This is a genomic window from uncultured Chloroflexus sp. (genome assembly GCF_938091255.1).
Lineage (GTDB): Bacteria > Chloroflexota > Chloroflexia > Chloroflexales > Chloroflexaceae > Chloroflexus.
On sequence record NZ_CALLJH010000014.1, the window covers coordinates 85,714 to 103,287 of the forward strand.

The 17,574-nt window shown below is 61.3% G+C and carries 12 protein-coding genes; 2 read left to right on the forward strand and 10 right to left on the reverse strand.

Annotated features, from left to right (window positions below):
- Positions 1–13 precede the first annotated feature (13 nt).
- The 5 genes from Q1A00_RS06260 to uvrC all read right to left on the reverse strand — a co-directional run bounded on the left by Q1A00_RS06260 (position 14) and on the right by uvrC (position 7,025).
- A complete protein-coding gene (locus tag Q1A00_RS06260; protein ID WP_298400531.1) occupies positions 14–1,051 on the reverse strand; it encodes a sigma-70 family RNA polymerase sigma factor in 1,038 nt (345 codons plus the stop codon).
- Positions 1,052–1,289: 238 nt separating this feature from the next.
- Positions 1,290–2,207 carry a pseudouridine-5'-phosphate glycosidase gene (locus tag Q1A00_RS06265; protein ID WP_298400528.1) on the reverse strand — a complete coding sequence of 306 codons (918 nt, stop codon included), beginning with the start codon at positions 2,205–2,207 and terminating at the stop codon, positions 1,290–1,292.
- Between the two features lie 54 nt (positions 2,208–2,261).
- Entirely contained in the window at positions 2,262–3,431 is a 1,170-nt protein-coding gene (locus tag Q1A00_RS06270) for a DUF58 domain-containing protein (protein ID WP_299755774.1), read from the reverse strand.
- Between the two features lie 6 nt (positions 3,432–3,437).
- The gene (locus Q1A00_RS06275; RefSeq protein WP_298400521.1) at positions 3,438–5,045 is read right to left on the reverse strand and encodes a carboxyl transferase domain-containing protein; all 1,608 of its coding nucleotides are present in this window, start codon (positions 5,043–5,045) and stop codon (positions 3,438–3,440) included.
- A 15-nt stretch (positions 5,046–5,060) separates the two neighbouring features.
- A complete protein-coding gene (uvrC, locus tag Q1A00_RS06280; protein WP_298400518.1) occupies positions 5,061–7,025 on the reverse strand; it encodes an excinuclease ABC subunit UvrC in 1,965 nt (654 codons plus the stop codon).
- A 569-nt stretch (positions 7,026–7,594) separates the two neighbouring features.
- Here uvrC and Q1A00_RS06285 point away from each other — a divergent pair.
- Positions 7,595–8,533 carry a metallophosphoesterase gene (locus Q1A00_RS06285; RefSeq protein WP_298400516.1) on the forward strand — a complete coding sequence of 313 codons (939 nt, stop codon included), beginning with the start codon at positions 7,595–7,597 and terminating at the stop codon, positions 8,531–8,533.
- Here Q1A00_RS06285 and Q1A00_RS06290 read toward each other — a convergent pair.
- The 5 genes from Q1A00_RS06290 to Q1A00_RS06310 form a co-directional block, all read right to left on the reverse strand.
- On the reverse strand, positions 8,499–9,371 hold the full coding sequence (locus Q1A00_RS06290; RefSeq protein WP_298400514.1) for a hypothetical protein: 873 nt from the start codon (positions 9,369–9,371) through the stop codon (positions 8,499–8,501). The genes Q1A00_RS06285 and Q1A00_RS06290 overlap by 35 nt on opposite strands.
- Before the next feature lie 312 nt (positions 9,372–9,683).
- Complete coding sequence (locus Q1A00_RS06295) at positions 9,684–10,493, reverse strand: HAD-IIA family hydrolase (protein ID WP_298400511.1); 810 nt, start codon at positions 10,491–10,493, stop codon at positions 9,684–9,686.
- Between the two features lie 14 nt (positions 10,494–10,507).
- A complete protein-coding gene (gene argS / locus Q1A00_RS06300) occupies positions 10,508–12,232 on the reverse strand; it encodes an arginine--tRNA ligase (RefSeq protein WP_298400508.1) in 1,725 nt (574 codons plus the stop codon).
- Positions 12,233–12,354: 122 nt separating this feature from the next.
- Positions 12,355–13,137, reverse strand: a complete 783-nt coding sequence (locus tag Q1A00_RS06305; protein WP_299755778.1) for a hypothetical protein — start codon at positions 13,135–13,137, stop codon at positions 12,355–12,357.
- Between the two features lie 283 nt (positions 13,138–13,420).
- Entirely contained in the window at positions 13,421–15,562 is a 2,142-nt protein-coding gene (locus Q1A00_RS06310; RefSeq protein ID WP_298400503.1) for a hypothetical protein, read from the reverse strand.
- A 287-nt stretch (positions 15,563–15,849) separates the two neighbouring features.
- Here Q1A00_RS06310 and Q1A00_RS06315 point away from each other — a divergent pair, with 287 nt between their 5' ends.
- A complete protein-coding gene (locus Q1A00_RS06315) occupies positions 15,850–17,553 on the forward strand; it encodes a permease (RefSeq protein WP_298400500.1) in 1,704 nt (567 codons plus the stop codon).
- Positions 17,554–17,574: the final 21 nt, after the last annotated feature.

Sequence of the window (17,574 nt, forward strand, 5' to 3'; positions counted from 1 at the left end):
GCCGGTCACAACCTTATTCAAGATAATCCCGCAGATGCTGACCGACTTCGGGGCTGCGTAGGCGACGGAGAGCTTCAGCCTCGATTTGGCGCGCGCGCTCGCGGGTCATGCCGAGCACGCGCCCGACCTCTTCGAGCGTGCGGCGGCGACCATCAATAAGGCCGTAGCGCAGATCGATGATCCGGCGCTCGCGTTCATTGAGCTGGTCGAGCGCAGCGCACAGATCGCGGCGCAACAACTTCTGCGCGGCCACTTCACCGGGAGTTGGCAGCTCCTCGTCGGTGATGAAATCGCCAAGCGTATGCTCACCCTCATCGCCAACCGGCGTTTCGAGCGAGACGGGCCGGCGTGATGCTTCAAGCACGCGCTGAATGCGCTCGACCGGCTGGCCGAGGGCCATAGCAATCTCTTCGGCGGTCGGCTGGCGCTCGAGCGATTGGGCCAAGCGGTCAGCAATACGCTTAACTTGCCCAACCGACTCACTCATATGCACGGGCAGTCGGATGGTGCGGCCTTGCTCGGCGATAGCGCGCGTGACGGCCTGCCGGATCCACCATGTGGCGTAGGTGCTGAAGCGATTGCCTTTATGGTGATCGAATTTCTCAACGGCCCGCATCAAGCCGATATTACCCTCTTGGATCAGGTCGAGCAGCGAGAGGCCGCGGCCAACATACTTCTTAGCGATACTGACCACGAGCCGCAGGTTGGCCTGAATCAGGTGGCGGCGCGCATCTTCGCCTTGTTGCACGGCTTTGAGTAGTTCACACCGCTCACGTGGTGTGAGATCGGTTGCGGAAGCGAGACGCGCTTCCGCTTCATTCCCGCGCTCGATCCGCTCGGCCAATTCGATCTCTTCGGCAGCGGTGAGCAATGAGACACGACCGATCTCTTGCAGATAGTGCTGTACGGCATCGAGGGATGGCTCGATCCGCTCAACCTCGCTCAGATCGGGTGAGAGCAAATCTTCTTCGTGCCCGAAACGGTCAGCGCGCTCGTGCGTAGAGAGCGGCGCATCTTCGTGTTCCCAGCTTGATGGTCGTCGCTTGAGCATTGGCGGGCACTCCTGCCTGAACTATGCAGCTATGATAGGACAAAATACCATTTATCTCCGCGCAAGCGGAGATGCCATCAGAGGCGCCCAGCACGTAACAAAACGGGGTAACGTGTGAGGATAGAACCGCCAAGGATATGGCGACACTTGCTGCTCTATCTGGTAACAGCGAGTGTTAGTATACGAGTAATAACGCAATTTGTCAAGTACTTTGCACACCATTTGTTCACATGCTCGTTTATCCTAATTCACTGATCCGAACGGCGACTTCAGCAGCGACACGGGTATTGTTTCGCAGCAAGGCAATGTTAGTTTCGATACTTTCGCCGCTGGTCTCTTCGGCCATTGCGGCTAAGAGGAAGGGGGTGACCGCTGGCCCGCGCACCCCTTCCGCTTCAGCGCGCGCCAGTGCGCGTGCAATGGCAGCTTCGACCGCTTCGCGTTCGAGGGCGCTACGTTCGGGGGGCGGCACACAGAGCAGCATACCTCCCGGCGCGGCAAAGGTGCGGTAGCGGCGTTGCAGGCGCCACATCCGTGCCGCTGCTAGCGCGTCAGCCGCAACGGCGGCGACCGGTAAGCCGCTATGCGGGGTATAGAACGCAGGGAATTCGTTGGTCTGATAGCCAACTACCGGTACGCCTTGCGTTTCAAGGTATTCGAGGGTAGCCGGCAGGTCAAGGATCGCCTTGGCGCCAGCGCAGACCACCAGCACCGGCGTGCGGCCCAGTTCGGTCAGATCGGCGCTCACATCCCAACTGTGGATGGCGCCGCGATGAACGCCGCCGATCCCACCGGTGGCGAAGACTTCGATACCAGCAGCGGCAGCTAGCGCCATTGTCGCTGCCACGGTGGTGGCGCCATCAACTCGATCAACAATCGCGGCGCTGATGTCGCGCCGGCTCAGCTTGCGCACCTGCTCGCCGCCGGTGGCTAGCCGTTCCAATTCGTTGCCGTTCAACCCGATCACTGGCACGCCTTCGATCAGGCCGATAGTCGCCGGCACAGCCCCCGCTGCGCGCACTTCGGCCTCAAGCCCTTCGGCTACGGCCAGATTATGGGGGTAGGGCAATCCATGGCTGATCAGGGTGCTTTCAAGGGCGACGACGGCGTGGGCCTCTTCCAGAGCAGTTGCAACCTCTTCAGCGATGCGGAGCATACGGAACCTCCTGCAATAATGCTGCACCGGTATAAACGACGGGTGGCGGCGCTTTTACGCCTCCGGTACGATAGCGCCGGTGCGATCAATTCGATAGGCAGTCAGGCCATAGCGGCGCGCCAGTAAGATATCGGTTGGCCCCGGTTCGGCCAAGGCTACGGCGATGCGCAAACCACTTTGGCTGAGCGTTGTGAGATCAACCAGCCAGCGTTCATCCAGCGCGGCGGTGATAATCATCAGTGTACCACCCCAGCTCAAGTACCGGTCAGCGGCAATGAGATCGGTAAGGAACGGGCTGCTGCGCTCAGGCTCAATCCGTCCGAGCCGGGCTAAGATCTCGCGGAGATGTTCGAGTTCAGCCGCCGGTGGTAACGGAGCGATGCGATCATCGGTCAGCGGATCGTAGCCGTTGCTGCACAGACCAACCGCTTGGCGGCGGTTCATCAGCGCGGTCGCCAGCGACGCGGCGGCGATCACTGCTCGCTCGCGATTATCACGGGCGAAGCGACCCCGGTAAGCGGTTTCGCTAAACTCAAGCGCGATCAGTGTTTCGCGGGCGATGACCGGCGCCAATTCGCGCACCTGCAACTCGCCGAGCCGGGCGCTGGTCTTCCAATCCATCCGGCGCGGCGAATCGCCGGGACGGTAGGGGCGCACCCCCATCTTTTGCGCCGGATCGTCAAACAGACTTAGGCGCTGCCGTTCGTGGCTGAAGGGCAACCCAGCCGGCAGCGCGAGCAGCGGCAGTGGTACCACCGAGGGAATGATGGTCACCGGGGTCTGCTGCTGTTCGACCAACTGGACTTCGTTCAGATCGAGCACAGCGCCAATCGATATCCGCAATGGCCCAAGCCAGTAGAGACCACGCTGGCGGCTTTGGATGGTATAGCGCAACACCTGTTGTTGGCCGGGTTTGAGACTGATCACCCACCGCTTGCGCGCGTCGGTGCTGAGGGCGGGCGGGATGTCTTCGGTAATGACAAGGTATGGCAGTGGCAAGTGACCCCGGTACGTGATCGTGATCGTGATTTCGCCCGGCTCGTTGGGTGATACTACAAGAGGCGCTTGCCGCCGCCATTCGATCTGCTGACCCGCGATTCGCGGCCAGAGCCACGCGATCACCTGCACACCGATTAAAACATACACGGTCAGGCTGATCACCGGCTTAGAATCGAAGAACAGCCAGATCAGCAGAACGATGGTGATGGCGCGGAGGAAGGTCATCGGCGCCTACATGCGAAAGACGCCGAAGCGGGTCGGTTGCACCGGCGCTTCGGCGGCGGCAGCTAGACCGAGCGCCAAGACCCGGCGCGTCTCGACCGGATCGATCACGCCATCGTCCCACAGACGGGCGCTAGCGTAGTACGGATGGCCCTCCTGTTCGTATTTGGCTAGAATTGGCGCCATAAACCGCTCTTGCTCTTCGGGAGTCATGTCTTGGCCGCGAGCGCGCAGATTATCGCGGCGCACCGTGAGGAGCACGTTCGCGGCCTGCGTTCCTCCCATAACGCTAATGCGGGCATTGGGCCACATCCAGAGCTGGCGTGGCTGGTAGGCTCTCCCGCACATGCCGTAGTTGCCGGCCCCGAAGCTGCCGCCGATGATGACGGTAAACTTCGGCACATTGGTGCAGCTCACCGCCGTCACCAGTTTGGCCCCGTCTTTGGCGATGCCGCCGTTTTCGTACTGCTTGCCGACCATAAAGCCGGTGATGTTTTGCAAAAAGACGAGCGGAATATTGCGCGCGCTGCACAGCTCGATGAAGTGCGCGCCCTTGAGCGAGCTTTCGCTGAACAGGATGCCGTTGTTGGCGAGAATACCAACTGGAAAGCCTTCGATGTGGGCAAACCCACAGACGAGCGTGGTGCCGTAGCGAGCTTTGAATTCGTGGAAACGGCTACCATCAACGATGCGGGCAATCACCTCGCGCACGTCGTAACTCTGGCGGAAATCGCGCGGCAAAATGCCGTAGATTTCGCACGGATCGTAGCGCGGTGGTTCAGGATCGCGCAGCTCCCATTGGGCGCGCTGGCGCGGCCCCAGATTGGCGACAATATCGCGCACAATCGCGAGCGCCTCGCGGTCGTCGTTGGCGAAATAGTCGGCGACGCCGGAGATCCGGGTATGGACATCGGCCCCGCCCAGTTCTTCGGCGGTGACCTCTTCGCCGGTAGCGGCCTTGACCAGCGGCGGCCCGCCGAGGAAGATGGTGCCGTTGCCCTTCACAATCACCACTTCATCGCTCATGGCCGGTACATAGGCCCCGCCGGCGGTGCAACTGCCCATCACGCAGGCGATCTGGGGAATGCCCTCGGCAGACATCTGGGCCTGATTGTAGAAGATGCGGCCAAAGTGGTCGCGATCGGGGAAGACCTCGCTCTGCAAGGGCAGATAGGCGCCGCCGCTATCAACGAGATAGATGCAGGGCAAGCGATTTTCGCGGGCAATCTCTTGGGCGCGCAGGTGCTTCTTGACCGTGAGCGGGAAGTAGGTGCCACCCTTGACGGTGGCATCGTTGGCGACAATCATCACCGGGCGACCGGCGACGCGGCCAATGCCGCAGACAATTCCGGCGGCGGGCACCTCTTCCTCGTAGACGTTGTAAGCCGCCAGCGCGCCAATTTCGAGAAAGGCGCTATCGGGGTCGATCAAGGTGTCGATCCGGTCACGGACAAAAAGCTTGCCACGCTCTTCGTGGCGGCGGCGCTGTTCGGAGCCGCCACCCTGCCGGATTTGAGCCAACCGTTCACGCAGGTCGGCAGCCAATGCTTGGTGGTGGGCGAAATTGGCTTGAAAATCGGGGCTGTTGGTTTGCACGTGCGAATGAATGATCGACATCGCTGCCTCCGGCGGCTAGAGCAAACTCTTCAACTCTTCAGCGGCTTTGCGGGTCATGCCGGGCACAGCGGCGATCTCGTCAACGCTTGCCCGGCGGATACCGTCAAGGGAACCAAACGCCTTGAGCAAGGCGCGTTTGCGTTTAGGGCCAATGCCCGGAATCTCTTCGAGCGGTGAGCGCAGAGCGGCCTTATTGCGCAGTTTGCGGTGGTAGGCGATAGCGAAGCGGTGGGCCTCTTCGTCGATACGCTGCACCAGCGCCAGTGCTTTGCTATCGCGGGCCAACACGAGCGGCTCGCTGCCAGCGCGCACCAGATCAAACCGGTTGCGATCGGGGCCTTTGGCCACACCAACTACTGGAATCTGGGCAAAACCCAATTCGTGCAAGGCGGCCTGCGCCGCCGCCACCTGCGCTGGCCCGCCATCAACCAGCAGCAGATCGGGCAGATCGGCCCAGCGTTCGAGCGCCTGCCGATCGGCGTCACTTGTCTCGGTAGCTGATGGCTCGCTGTCGCCTTCGATCTCGACGGCGGCAGCGGCCTGCTGCGCTTCGCCGAGAGCCTCGGCGGCACGGCGGAAACGGCGACTGATCACCTCGCGCAACGAGGCGACATCATTCGCGCCGCTGACCGTCTTGATCTTGAAGCGGCGGTAATGGGCCGGGCGCGGCTCGCCGTGCTCGAAGACGACCATGCTGGCCACCGACTGCTGGCCTTGGGTATTCGAGACATCGTAGCACTCGATCCGGCGCGGCAGGGCAGGCAACTCCAGCAGATCACGCAACTCACTCAATGCCGCGACTGCTCGCTGCTCGGAATTGAGCCACTGCTCGCGAATCTCGCGCAATTTCTGGCGGGCATTGGCAGCAGCCATCTCAACCAATTGCTTCTTCTCGCCACGGCGGGGCACGGTAATCTCGACTCGGTGCCCGCTCTTCTGTTGCAGCCACGACGCGATAATCAGCGGCTCTTCGACATGATCGGCTAGCAACAGGCTCGGCGGAATGCTGGGAGCGTTCTGGTAAAACTGAGTAAGGAACGACGTGAGCAACGCCTCGTCGCTCTCGTCTTCGGCCCCCTGCAAGGTAAATGGTTCGGCGTTAATCAGCTTGCCGCCGCGAATAAAGAGCACCTGCACTACGGCGCTACCGTCTTCGCGCGCAAACGCGATCACATCTTGGTCGGTATCAACCGTGCGCAACACCTGCTGGCGCTCGGAAATCTTGGCGATAGCTTGAATCCGATCGCGCAGATAGGCGGCGCGCTCGAACTCAAGCCGCTCGGCGGCCTCTTCCATCTGCGCGCGCAACTCGCGCACGATTTGGTCACTCTTGCCCTCAAGGAAGCGGCAGACGGAGTCGATCGCCTGCCGGTAGGTTTCTTTCGTCACTAACCCCGGTACACACGGCCCCAAACAACGGCGCATCTGGTGGTAGAGACAGGGTTTGCCGAGCTTGCGGTGGCGGTTGAACTTGTCGTCTTTGCATTCGTAGGGCGGGCGGAAGGCGAACAGGCGATTGAGAATATCAAGGGCATGGTAGACCGAGCCGGCGCTGGCGTAGGGGCCAAAATAGCGCGCGCCGTCGTTGAGCACCTGCCGGGTGGCGAAGACGCGCGGCCACTCTTCGTTGACGGTGACTTTGATATACGGATACGTTTTATCGTCTTTAAGCAAAATGTTATACGGCGGGCGATGCTGTTTAATCAAATTCATCTCAAGCAGCAGCGCCTCTAACTCGCTCTGGGTGACGATAATTTCAAAATCGGCGATATGGCTGACCAGCCGGCGCGTTTTGCCGGTAAGGCTGCGCGGCGAGCCGAAATACGAGCGCATGCGGTCACGCAGCCGCTTACTCTTGCCAACGTAGAGCAAGCGACCGGTGGCGTCTTTCCAAAGGTAGACACCCGGCTGATCGGGCACTAAGCGGAGCCGCTCGAGAAAAGCGGCGTGATCACGCACAGCAGTGTGAGAGAGATCCATACGCGGTAGTATAATCCAAAACGAGCGAATTCTCGGCGAATGTAGCTACCAATGAATGGTAGGGTTGCACCTTCACCCCCAGCCCCTTTTCCCGTGAATGAGGTTCAAGAGCAGACAGAACCTTTGATCTGAGAGAACCCTACGAACCTGCTACGCGGGCTGATGGCCCTTACCCCCGGCCCCCTCTCCCCCCCGACGGCGGGCGAGGGGACAGGGGTGAGGTTGAGCCAGCACATCCCAAAGCCATAAACCGTATCTTCGCTCAGGTTTGCTGTCCGCGCTTGAAGTGAACTGGGAGAGGGGGAAGGTACGGCCAGCGATGACGATCCAGTCACAATGTCACGTGTTACCCCTCATATTCAGGTATTATTCATCTTCGTGGTATATTGTCAATGGCGAGGGGGCGTAATGGCGCAGGATGGGCTGCATGATGAGACAGACCTATCCTGCGCGCTATTTGTGGCGGTGGTCGTCCGGGCGGGGTGATAGGTGCTGGCTCGTGATGACGCCGCACGGCGGTGCGGCTCTACAGAGGGATGATATTCTGTCACCACATGACAGGTGTGGATATGGCATCGATTATTTCATCATCACAACCGACAACGAAACCAAAACCGCAACCGCGGTTGCGCTATTCGCCGCGCTGGATCGGGGTCGGGCTAGCGGGCGGGGTGCTGGCCGGTGTGGCCAGTGTTTACGGCGGGCCGGTGGTGGCGGCGGCGCTGGTCGGGGCAGGAGCGGCGGGGGCCGGTTATGCACTGGCGATTGAGCCGCGGCGGTTGCAGTTGGTCGAGCATGAATTGCCATTTGCCGATTTACCCGCCGGTCTTGATGGGTTGACCATCGGCCAGTTGAGTGATCTGCACCTCGGCCATCGCTACAGCTTTGCTAATGCTCAGCGCGCGATCGAGCATCTGCTGGCGGCGCAGCCGGAGCTGATCGTGTTGACCGGTGATCTGGTGCAGACGCGGGCGGCCATTACGCGATTGCCGGAGGTATTGGGTCGGCTGCGCGCACCGCTTGGCGTGTATGCCGTGCCCGGCAATCACGATTACTGGGAAGGGATGCCGCACATTGCCGAGCTTTTGCGCGAACATGGAGTGCAGCTGCTAATTAATCGCCACCGGTTGATCGAGCGCAATGGCGCGCGGCTGTTGCTGGCGGGGGTTGATGATCACTGGGATGGGCAGCCTGATTTGGGGTTGGCATTGGGTGGCGCGCCAGATCACGACTTTCGCCTCTTGCTGGCGCACTGCCCCGATATTGCTGATGAAGCAGCGGCAGTCGGTTTCCACCTGCAACTTTCCGGGCATACCCACGGCGGACACGTGCGCATACCGGTTCTCGGCCCGCTTTGCCTGCCGCGGCACGGCTGGCGCTACGATATGGGCCACTTCCGCGTCGGTGCGATGCATTTGTTCGTTACGCGTGGGGTAGGCGGGTTACCACTACGCTTTGGCTGCCCACCTGAAGTTAGTCTGCATCGCTTACGTCGTGCCGGCGCTTGAATTGGCGGCGGATGAACTGCCACATCGCGCGCACCCGGCGATCACGCCACAAGAGCAGCAATCCTAGCGCAACGAGCGGGATATCCGGCCAGAGGCTGATCGGCGGCGTGCCTTGGCGCAATGATGGTAAATTGGCGACCAACCAGATGCAGAATGCGCCGAGGTAGCCGAGCGGGCCGGCCTTGATGCCGATCATCAAAGCTAGTGTGAGCAAGGCCAGTGGCCAGCTTGCCGGGTGTTCGGGAATGTGGCCGAAGAGCAGCGGTACGATCAACACAATCACCCCGGATACTGCTAACACGATGGCGATCCAGCGGCGCAAGCCGGTGGGTTGTTCAAAGACGAGATCGTTGCGATAAGGCGCTGGCGGCGGTGGAGTTAGTTCAAGCAAGTTAGAGGGCGGGGCAAAGTCGTAGCGTTGAGCCTGCCACGCGAGGGTGAGGCCGGTTTGGGCGGCTTGGGCGGCCAAGGCTGCTAATTCCGGCAGGCCGGCTAAGGGCGGTGGCAGTTGGGCCAGATCGGTTGGTGCGGCGGGGAGATAGATTGCCATATCCGCCGGCACTTCAACCCGCTGGCGAACAGTCATTGCACAAAGAATGCCGTATACCTGCCGGCCGCGGTAGGGATCGATCAGCATCGCATCGCGGAGTGTCAGCGGGCCAACCGCACGTTGAATCCATGCCGTCAGTAACTCATCGAGCAGGGCATGGCCGTCGGGGTCAAGTACCTGATCGAAGTCGCCGGCGCGCAAGCGAGCGCGAATCGCTTCGGGTGATTGGGTGCGGATGATTTCGATCACCTGTGCGCGGTTATAACTGACAATAGCAGGTTGAATCATAGCTGTGCTCTTGTGCTTGCGTCTGGCCCGGTAGGGTCAGGTTCGACGCCCAGCCTTTTGGCGTCGGCTTATGCATGCGTAGCCCTCTGGGTGGAATGGTGGCATGGAGCTAACCCATGTATGATAGCGCAGAGCGGTGCGGGTGTGTGCAGGTGCCGAGCATGAATGCTTGGTCTATGTATCTAGGCCACTCTCCCGCCGTGAAGAGGGAATAGTTTACCGCAGAGGACGCAGAGGATGATACCAATTCCCCTGCGTCCGTTGTTGGAGCCGACCAGCCGTCCGGCTCGCCAGCGTCGTGGCTATCCGTTTCTATGACCCATGGCTCGCCGCCGCTCGCCAGCGGGCCAAGAGATCGGGCAGATCGGTGACGATGAGATCAGGATGGATCGGGCCGGAAGTCGCTTCCGCCGCTGTGCTGACGCCAGTCAAGACCAATACCGATGGCATACCGGCGGCGATTGCGCCAGCAATGTCGGTGTCGAGCCGATCACCGACGACGAGGGTTTGGGCTGGGGTTACGCCGAGCATAGCCGCACCGATCAGAAACATCGTGGGAGCCGGTTTGCCGATGACCAGCGGCGTAACATCGGTGGCGGCGCTGAGAGCGGCGGCGATCGCACCGGCGCCGGGGATCAGTCCCTCTTCGCTGGGAAAGGTGCGGTCGGGGTTGGTGGAAATGAAGCGAGCGCCGCGCCGGATGTGCAGCGTTGCCCGCTTGAGCTGCTCGTAGGTGAGCGTAAAATCGGCCCCCTGCACGACCAACTCCGGCGCGTGATCATCCTCGACGAAGTGAGCGTCAGCGAAGAGCGCCTCGCGCAAGCCTTGCATACCAATCACAAACACTCGCGTGCCGGGTGGGTACTGCTCGCGCAGATAGCGGGCCGTGGCCTGTGCCGACGTGATCACGCGCTCAGCCGGCAGCGCGATGCCCATCGCCGCTAGCTTGGCCTCGTACTGCTGCGGCGTCATCGAGGCGTTGTTGGTGATGCAGGCGAAAGCGATCTGGCGTTCGGTCAAAAACTGCCACAGATCGGCTACACCGGGCAGCGGGGTTTGCCCCCGGTAGAGCACGCCATCCATATCGAACAACACGGCGCGGATGGTAGTGAAAGCGAGCATGCCCATCTCCCTTGTTACATTCGGTCGGGCGCGCGGATGCCCAGTAGGGCCAAGCCATTACGCAGAGCATTAGCCGTCGCTGCGACCAATTGCAGCCGGGCGGCGCGCAGGGCTGGCGTTTCGGCGCGCAAGACAGGGCACTGCTCGAAGAAGATACCGAATTCGCGGGCAGTGGTGTAGCACCAGTCGGCGATGACGAACGGCGCGTAGCGCGCGCCGGCCTCGCGTACCGCTTCGTGCAGGCGGGCCAGATGGCGGATCAGACGTTGCTCGCTGGGGTGGGTGAGCAAGGCAGGATCGGCAGCAGCCAGCGTTGCCCCTTCCTCGGCAGCGCGGCGTAGGATCGAACGGCAGCGCGCGTGCGAGTATTGCAGGTACGCTGCGCTATTGCCCTCGATCGAGAGCATACGATCCCAATCGAGGGTGATGTTGCGGCGCGGGTCTTGATACAGATCGTTGTAGATCACCGCGCCAATGCCCACTGCCTCGGCGATAGCGGCCCGCTCTGCAGGCGGCAGATCGGCGCTCTTGGCATCGACCAAGGCGCGCGCTCGCGCTACCGCGTCGTCGAGCAGGGTTTCGAGGTAGACCATATTGCCCTTCTTGGTCGAGAGGGGCTGGCCATCGGGTGTGGTAATCACGCCGAAAGGTACATGCACCAATTCGACATCGCGGGCATAGCCCATCGCCCGCACTATCGCGAAGAGCTGGCGGAAGTGTAGTTCTTGGCGGGCATCGACCACGTAAATGATGTGTGACGGGTTAAACGCTTGGAGGCGGAATTTAATCGTGGCGATGTCGCGGGTCATATAGACGGTGCCGCCATCGTTGCGCTGGATGATAAACTTGGGCAGCTTATCGAGTTCGGCCACCACCGCGCCATCAACATCGCGGAAGGCTGCTTCGGAACGAAGCGCCTCTTCGATCACACCGGGCAGCATCGCCTCGTAGAAGCTTTCGCCATAGGCGTAATCGAAGCGGATGCCGAGCCGGTCGTAGTTACGCTGCGCCGCCCGCAGCGAGAGATCAACGCACCACTGCCAGAGCTCGCGGGCGGTTGGATCACCCTGTTCGAGCGCCAGCGACCAGCGTCGGGCCTCGTCTTCGAGGGCGGGATTGTCTTTCATCTCGGCGTTGTAGCGGGCATAGAGCGCCTCAAGTTCGGCCATCGCCGCTTCACCCTCGTTTTGCGGACGGCCATAGCGTTGCATTGCGGCCAAAATAATGCCAAACTGCGTCCCCCAATCGCCGAGATGGTTGTCGCCGATCACGCGATAGCCAAGCGCGCGGAAGATATGCACGAGCGCCTGTCCGATGATCGTCGAGCGGATGTGGCCGACGTGCATGCGCTTGGCGATGTTGGGCGAGGAATAGTCGATCACCACCGTGCGCCCGGCGCCATCGGCCACAGTGCCATACGCTTCACCGGCGGTCTCGATCTCGGTCAAGACAGCCGCCGCCAGCCGTTGCGGGTGCAGCGAGAAGTTGAGAAAGGCGCCGGTGGCCGTCACCTCACCGATCAGTGAGCTGGCGGGCGGCGCGATAGCGGCAGCGAGTTCAGCGGCCAGCTTTGCCGGATCAACGCCGAGCGTCTTGGCTGCCTTAAACGCGACAAAGGTACGGTCGGCGGGAATATTCGGTTTAGGGGTTGTAATCTCGATAAGCTCGACCGGCACTTTGCCGGTGGCGGCAATCGCGTCTGTAATTTCGGTAATGAAGCGTTCGAGCGCGTAGCGCATAGTTCTGCTCCCTTATGCAATTCCGGCCTTTAGTATACCGTATCTTGCGCGGAACGCAGCGAGCAGCCGTCAAGACGTAATGTGCGCACAAGGCAAACCCTTGCCGGGTCGTTGCATTCTCTCTATGCTGCCGGCAAGATTGGCGGCGGTTGCGGCGTATACTGCTCGACGAAGAAGCCGCGCAATTGGCCACGAGCCGGGCTCGGACTGGTCTCGAACGCGATCAATTCGCACCCGCGCATATCGAGGGTGATAGTCTGCGCGCGACCGGGGCTATTCATATCGTAGAGGCTGATCACGCTGGTATCGGGGCTAGTTTCGTCGTAGCCAATCGCCAGTACTTGATGATTATCAAACGGCGAGCGGGAACTGCCGATTAAACAAATCGGCCATGGCTCGCCGGCGTCGATCTTGGCCTTCAGCGTGCGCCATTGGGCTTTGGTGCGTTCGAGCAGCCAGCCCGGACCGGCGAACGGCAATGGCATATGCAGCATTACCATCCACGCCAGCAGTTGCAGCGCATTGGTGACAAAACTCTCGACCTGCCGCTGCCAGAGATAATCACGCAACGCGCGCGAGCGAGGCGAGTCATCGAGTGGCAGATCGCTCCAATCCTTACCGCGCGGCAATGGCGTACCCGCGCGAAAATAGTCGGCAGCGGCGAACGCCATGCCGCCGCACATGCCATAATGGGTCGGCAGGTTGGCATCGGCCCACATATCGGCCACTCGCTGCACCATCCCGCTAATATCGAACCCGCCGATTGAGGCACGCACGTCGCGTACCGCCGTCTGCGCCGAACGGCTGAGCGTCTGGCGCAATTCCGCCGTCTGTTCGAGATTGAGCGGCCATGCATTGATGAAGGCAAAGCCGTGTTCTTCCGGGCGAAAGGCTGGGTGCGGCACACGAACCTCCTTGAACGCGAGCGTATGCTGGCGTATGTGTATGTCACCGCATCGTTTGCGTTGGCGCGCGCTGTTGTCATTGCGAGGGTATAAGGCGATGCCAAGCATTGCCCCGCGCCCGAAGCAATCTCCCGCTTTAGCGCATACCATGTCTGAGCTGAAGCAACCGATACGCATAAGGGATTGCTACGCTTCTAGCGAGTGCGGCCGTTGCACTGCCGCATTCCATAGGCTCGGTAAGGGCGCTATGGTCGCCACCGCGTGCCAACCAGCTTGCGCTTTCCTATCGCCACGCTACCACCACCTCGACGTTGAGCCGGTCGAGCGCAACGCCGGCATAGCGGCTTAGGCCAACCTCCTCTATCACCGGTGTGACCGGCTGGCCAGCCACCGTCATGGTCACTTCGTCACTGGCATCGGGCGGTAGCATAAAACGCACGTAGGCGGTGCGACCGCTACCGGTAAGGTACAAGCGCAAGCTTTGTGCTTCGCGTTGCCAGCGATACGCGACGTAACCATCAGAGGCAGGATAGCGGGCGACGACGTATGCCTGCATGATAGCAGGTTCAGCCGGCCAACGGGGGCTAATAATCGCATCATCGTAGCGGCTTGCGGTGTCAACAATGCCGGCTAGCCCTTCAAACAATGCACCAAGCATCGCGCTCGCGCCCCAACCGTCGGTGGGGATCGTGTCGGGGCCAGAAATGCCGGGCCGGCCATCGGGGTAATACCACAGGTACGAAGCATTGGTCAAGCGCAGTAAGTTGGCGTAGCGGCGGAGCTGATCCAGCCCATACGGCTCAAAGCCGAAGGTAAATGCGCCACGAGCCAACTCGCCGCCGACTAATGGCATAATCCCGCCATTGACATACTCGCCCGGTTGCTCGCCCTTGCCGCCGGCCATACCGAAACTGCCCGGCGGGAAGGGCGGATCGATGCTGTACCATTCGGCAAAGGAACGCGAAAAATCGCGCCGCTCATAGTAGCTGCTGATAATCGCCTGCGCCTGCGCTGCCGAGAGCACGCCACGGTTAAGCGCATACGCATTCGACAGGCTCAGTTGCTCTGTCGCATCGACTCCCGCCGGGGTAAAGGCCGGGTCTTCGGGGACGAAATGGGTGAAGAAGCGACCATTCCACGCCAGCTCGTTCAGCCGCTGCATCATTTCATCCGAGAGGCGGAAGTAGCGCTCGGCCCATGCCGGTTCGCCCACTCGCTGCTCGATGCGGGCCAGCAACATCAACGCTGCCGCTAACCCGGTATTATCGCCGTGGAAGGTCCCCCAAATCGTGTCCGGCTCGATCCAGTGGCGTGGGGCGGGTTTGCCGTCGGGACTGATTGTAGTCGGGCCGTAGGCAAAATCCCACATGTCGATGGTGTAGGGCCGGCGCACTAGGCCTCGTTCGGCATTCCAGCGCAACGGATTGGTAGTAATGTACTCGACTGCGCGGCGCATAGCCGGCAGGTGGCTGCGCAGCCATGCATCATCGCCGGTCATCTGCCACGCTTCGTAGACCCCTTGAATGTAGAGAAACTCAAGGTCGGATTCGACCTCTTTACGGAACGCTGTAACGTACCGTTCAGGGTAGTCAATCACATCAGGCAGGCTGCCATCGGGGAATTGGGCATCGCGAAAAGCGTCGAGCAAGCTGGTAACATCGTGCTCGAAGTAGCGAAACCCGCGCCCCTGATAGACGTGATCGCGCAACCAGAGCAGCGGGTTGTCGGGTGAGCGGTAACCGCTGATGAGGCGGCCATTCAGTTCATACCTCACTCGTGCTTCAGTCATCAGCCGGCGAATGCGTGGATAGAGCAAGTCGATGTCGCTTTGCCCGCTGATCAGCGCCGTCTGGGCATCGAGGGTGACGATCTGGCTTTGCGCGCCAGCTAGCCGGCCATCGATGAATGCCACTGCCCACTGTGGGCCAAGCGCGCCACCCGCCGGCAACGTTATTTCACCCGCGCCATCGGTGACGATTGCCGTGCCTTCGGCGCTGAGCATCCCGGCAGCATCGTAGAGTTGCACTGTTGCTGGGCCGCTGTACGCCGGGATGCGCAGCGTGATCGTCACCGGTTGCAGCGGCTGTACCGTTAGGGTTGGGGTAGTGAGCGCTAGCGAAGCTTGCTGGGGGGCCGGTGGTGTCTCGAACACCGGTGCCGGCGTCTGCGCGCGCCAATCGGCGGGCAGCCGTTCGGCGGCAGCGCCGCCGTTTTCCAGTGCAACGATCCGTAATGTCGCGAAATACTGTACCAGTGCGCCATCTACCCAGCGCGGTTCGCTGAGTGGCGGGCCGATGCGCGCTCCGCCAGCGGCTTGCCATGCGCTGCGGAACGGTTCGCGAAGTTGATCGGTTGGGTTTGCAGGGGGCGGACTGCAACTGGCGAGCAGAGCGATCCCAAAATAGAAGAGGATAAGCTGCTTCATATCCCGCATTATAGCGGAAGATTACGCTGGCTTAGGCAAGCATTGGTTGCGTCCTAGGGAGCGCATGCGGCAGTACCACCGCCGCACTCTACGATATACAGGGGCCAGCAGCGTGCGCCCCGGTGCAGAGGGCAGGAGGCTTGCCCGCCAAGAGGGAAACCTAGCATCATCTTGCATTTGCCGGATTGCCCGCGTATACTGGCTGTAATACCTCAAAACGCTCGGTCGAGCCGTTCAATTCGGTGTGCAGTGCGCCGCTGGGTCAATTCCACATGGAAGGAACTATTATGTCACGCCTGCCCGTGATCTTCATCCCCGGCTTTACCGGTTCGTTCAACCTGCCGGTGCTACTTGACTGGCGTGGCCCCACCTTGAACGGCTGGAATTTTCCGCCGTTCGTTGATTATGGCAAAACACTGCTGCAAACCTTCATGCAGGCCGGCTATCGCCGTAACCGTGATCTCTTTGTCGCCTTCTACGACTGGCGCAAGCCGGTGGACGAGAGCGCGCGGCGTTATCTGACCGGCTGGATCGATCGGGCCAAAAAGGCGGCCAATGCCAACAAAGTTGTCTTGGTCGGCCACAGTATGGGTGGCTTGGTGGCGCGCAGTTATATCCAATCGCCTGAATACCTAAACCGTAACGATGTGGCGCATCTGATCACACTCGGCACGCCACACCGCGGCTCGGCGGAAGCTTACACCGCATGGGCCGGCGCCGAACCGCACGCCGACGAGATGCTTCGCACCGTGTTTGCGGTCTATCTGTGGTACTTGCGCCACATTCACCCGATCCAGACCGAACTCGACAAGGTGAAGACCATCCAGACCCAAGTGCCCGGTGTGCGTGATCTGCTGCCTATCGACGACTACCTGCTCAGCGGCAATCCGCCGCAACTTAAACCGATTACCGGGATGACGAGTCGCAATCTGTGGGGTGAAATGGCCAATCAAGCCCAAGCGGTGGCGGCGCTGACACAGCGGGTTGCGGTGACGACGATCACCGGCGTCGGCTTTAACACCCTTAGTACTATCCTTGTTGGCCCGCCGCCAACCGATCATTCCCTGCGCTACGCCGATGGCGTGCCGCTCAGCCGCCATTACGATGCGCAAGGCGATGGCACGGTGTTGCAGCGGATGGCGACAGTGCCGCAGGCCAACAATCTGCCGCCGCTTGCGGTGAGCCACGGCGCATTGCCCGATAGCCCGCAGGCGCTGGCGCTCGTATTTGATGAGTTGGGGATTAGCCCCGGTGTGTTGGGCGCAGCGCCGGCAGCTTTGCCAGCGTCGCCAACCCCGCGGCTGGTTGTAATGACCGCATCGCCAATTACAGTCGAGGTCGCAGTGCCAGCCGGGCCGCCGTTGGCGCCGGCTGGCGTGTTGGGCGCAGCGCCAAGTCGTGCTCTACGCCGGCAGCGGCGGGTGCGCGGGCGCAATTATGGTCATGCGGGCAAGGCGCTCAATCTGGTGGTGATTGATAATCCGGCGGCTGGTGACTACCAAATTGCGTTGCATGGCACTGATTACGGTCACTTTGCGGTGGGTGCGATGCTGGTTGGCATGGGTGAACCGCCGGTATTGGGTGGCGCTGGCGCCACAGCCGCAGCGGAGCCGGTGATTACCACCGTTGAGGGAGAGATTGCCCGCGAAAGTGATCTCTTTTACACGGTGAGTCTGCGTAGCGCCGATGAACCGCCGCAGGTGCATTTCGACGCGCGCAGCACAATGGTTGCCGCTGTCGAACGGCTGGGTGCGGCGATGAGCGAGCGCGGCGGGGTGCTCGGCGCAGCGCCGGCAGCAGACGATCGGCTACAGGACGCGCTCAAGGGTGATGCCACCGCCATCGATGTGATGATGGCGGCGCCGCCAGACCAGCGTCGCCAGATGATTGGCAATCTCATCGAATTGTGCAAAACGATGGTGGGTGACGAGCGTGAGTGGGCATTGGCGATCATCACCGCGCTCGAGCAGGTGCGGGAAGCGGTGGGGTAATCAGGGAGGGCGCGGCGGTAG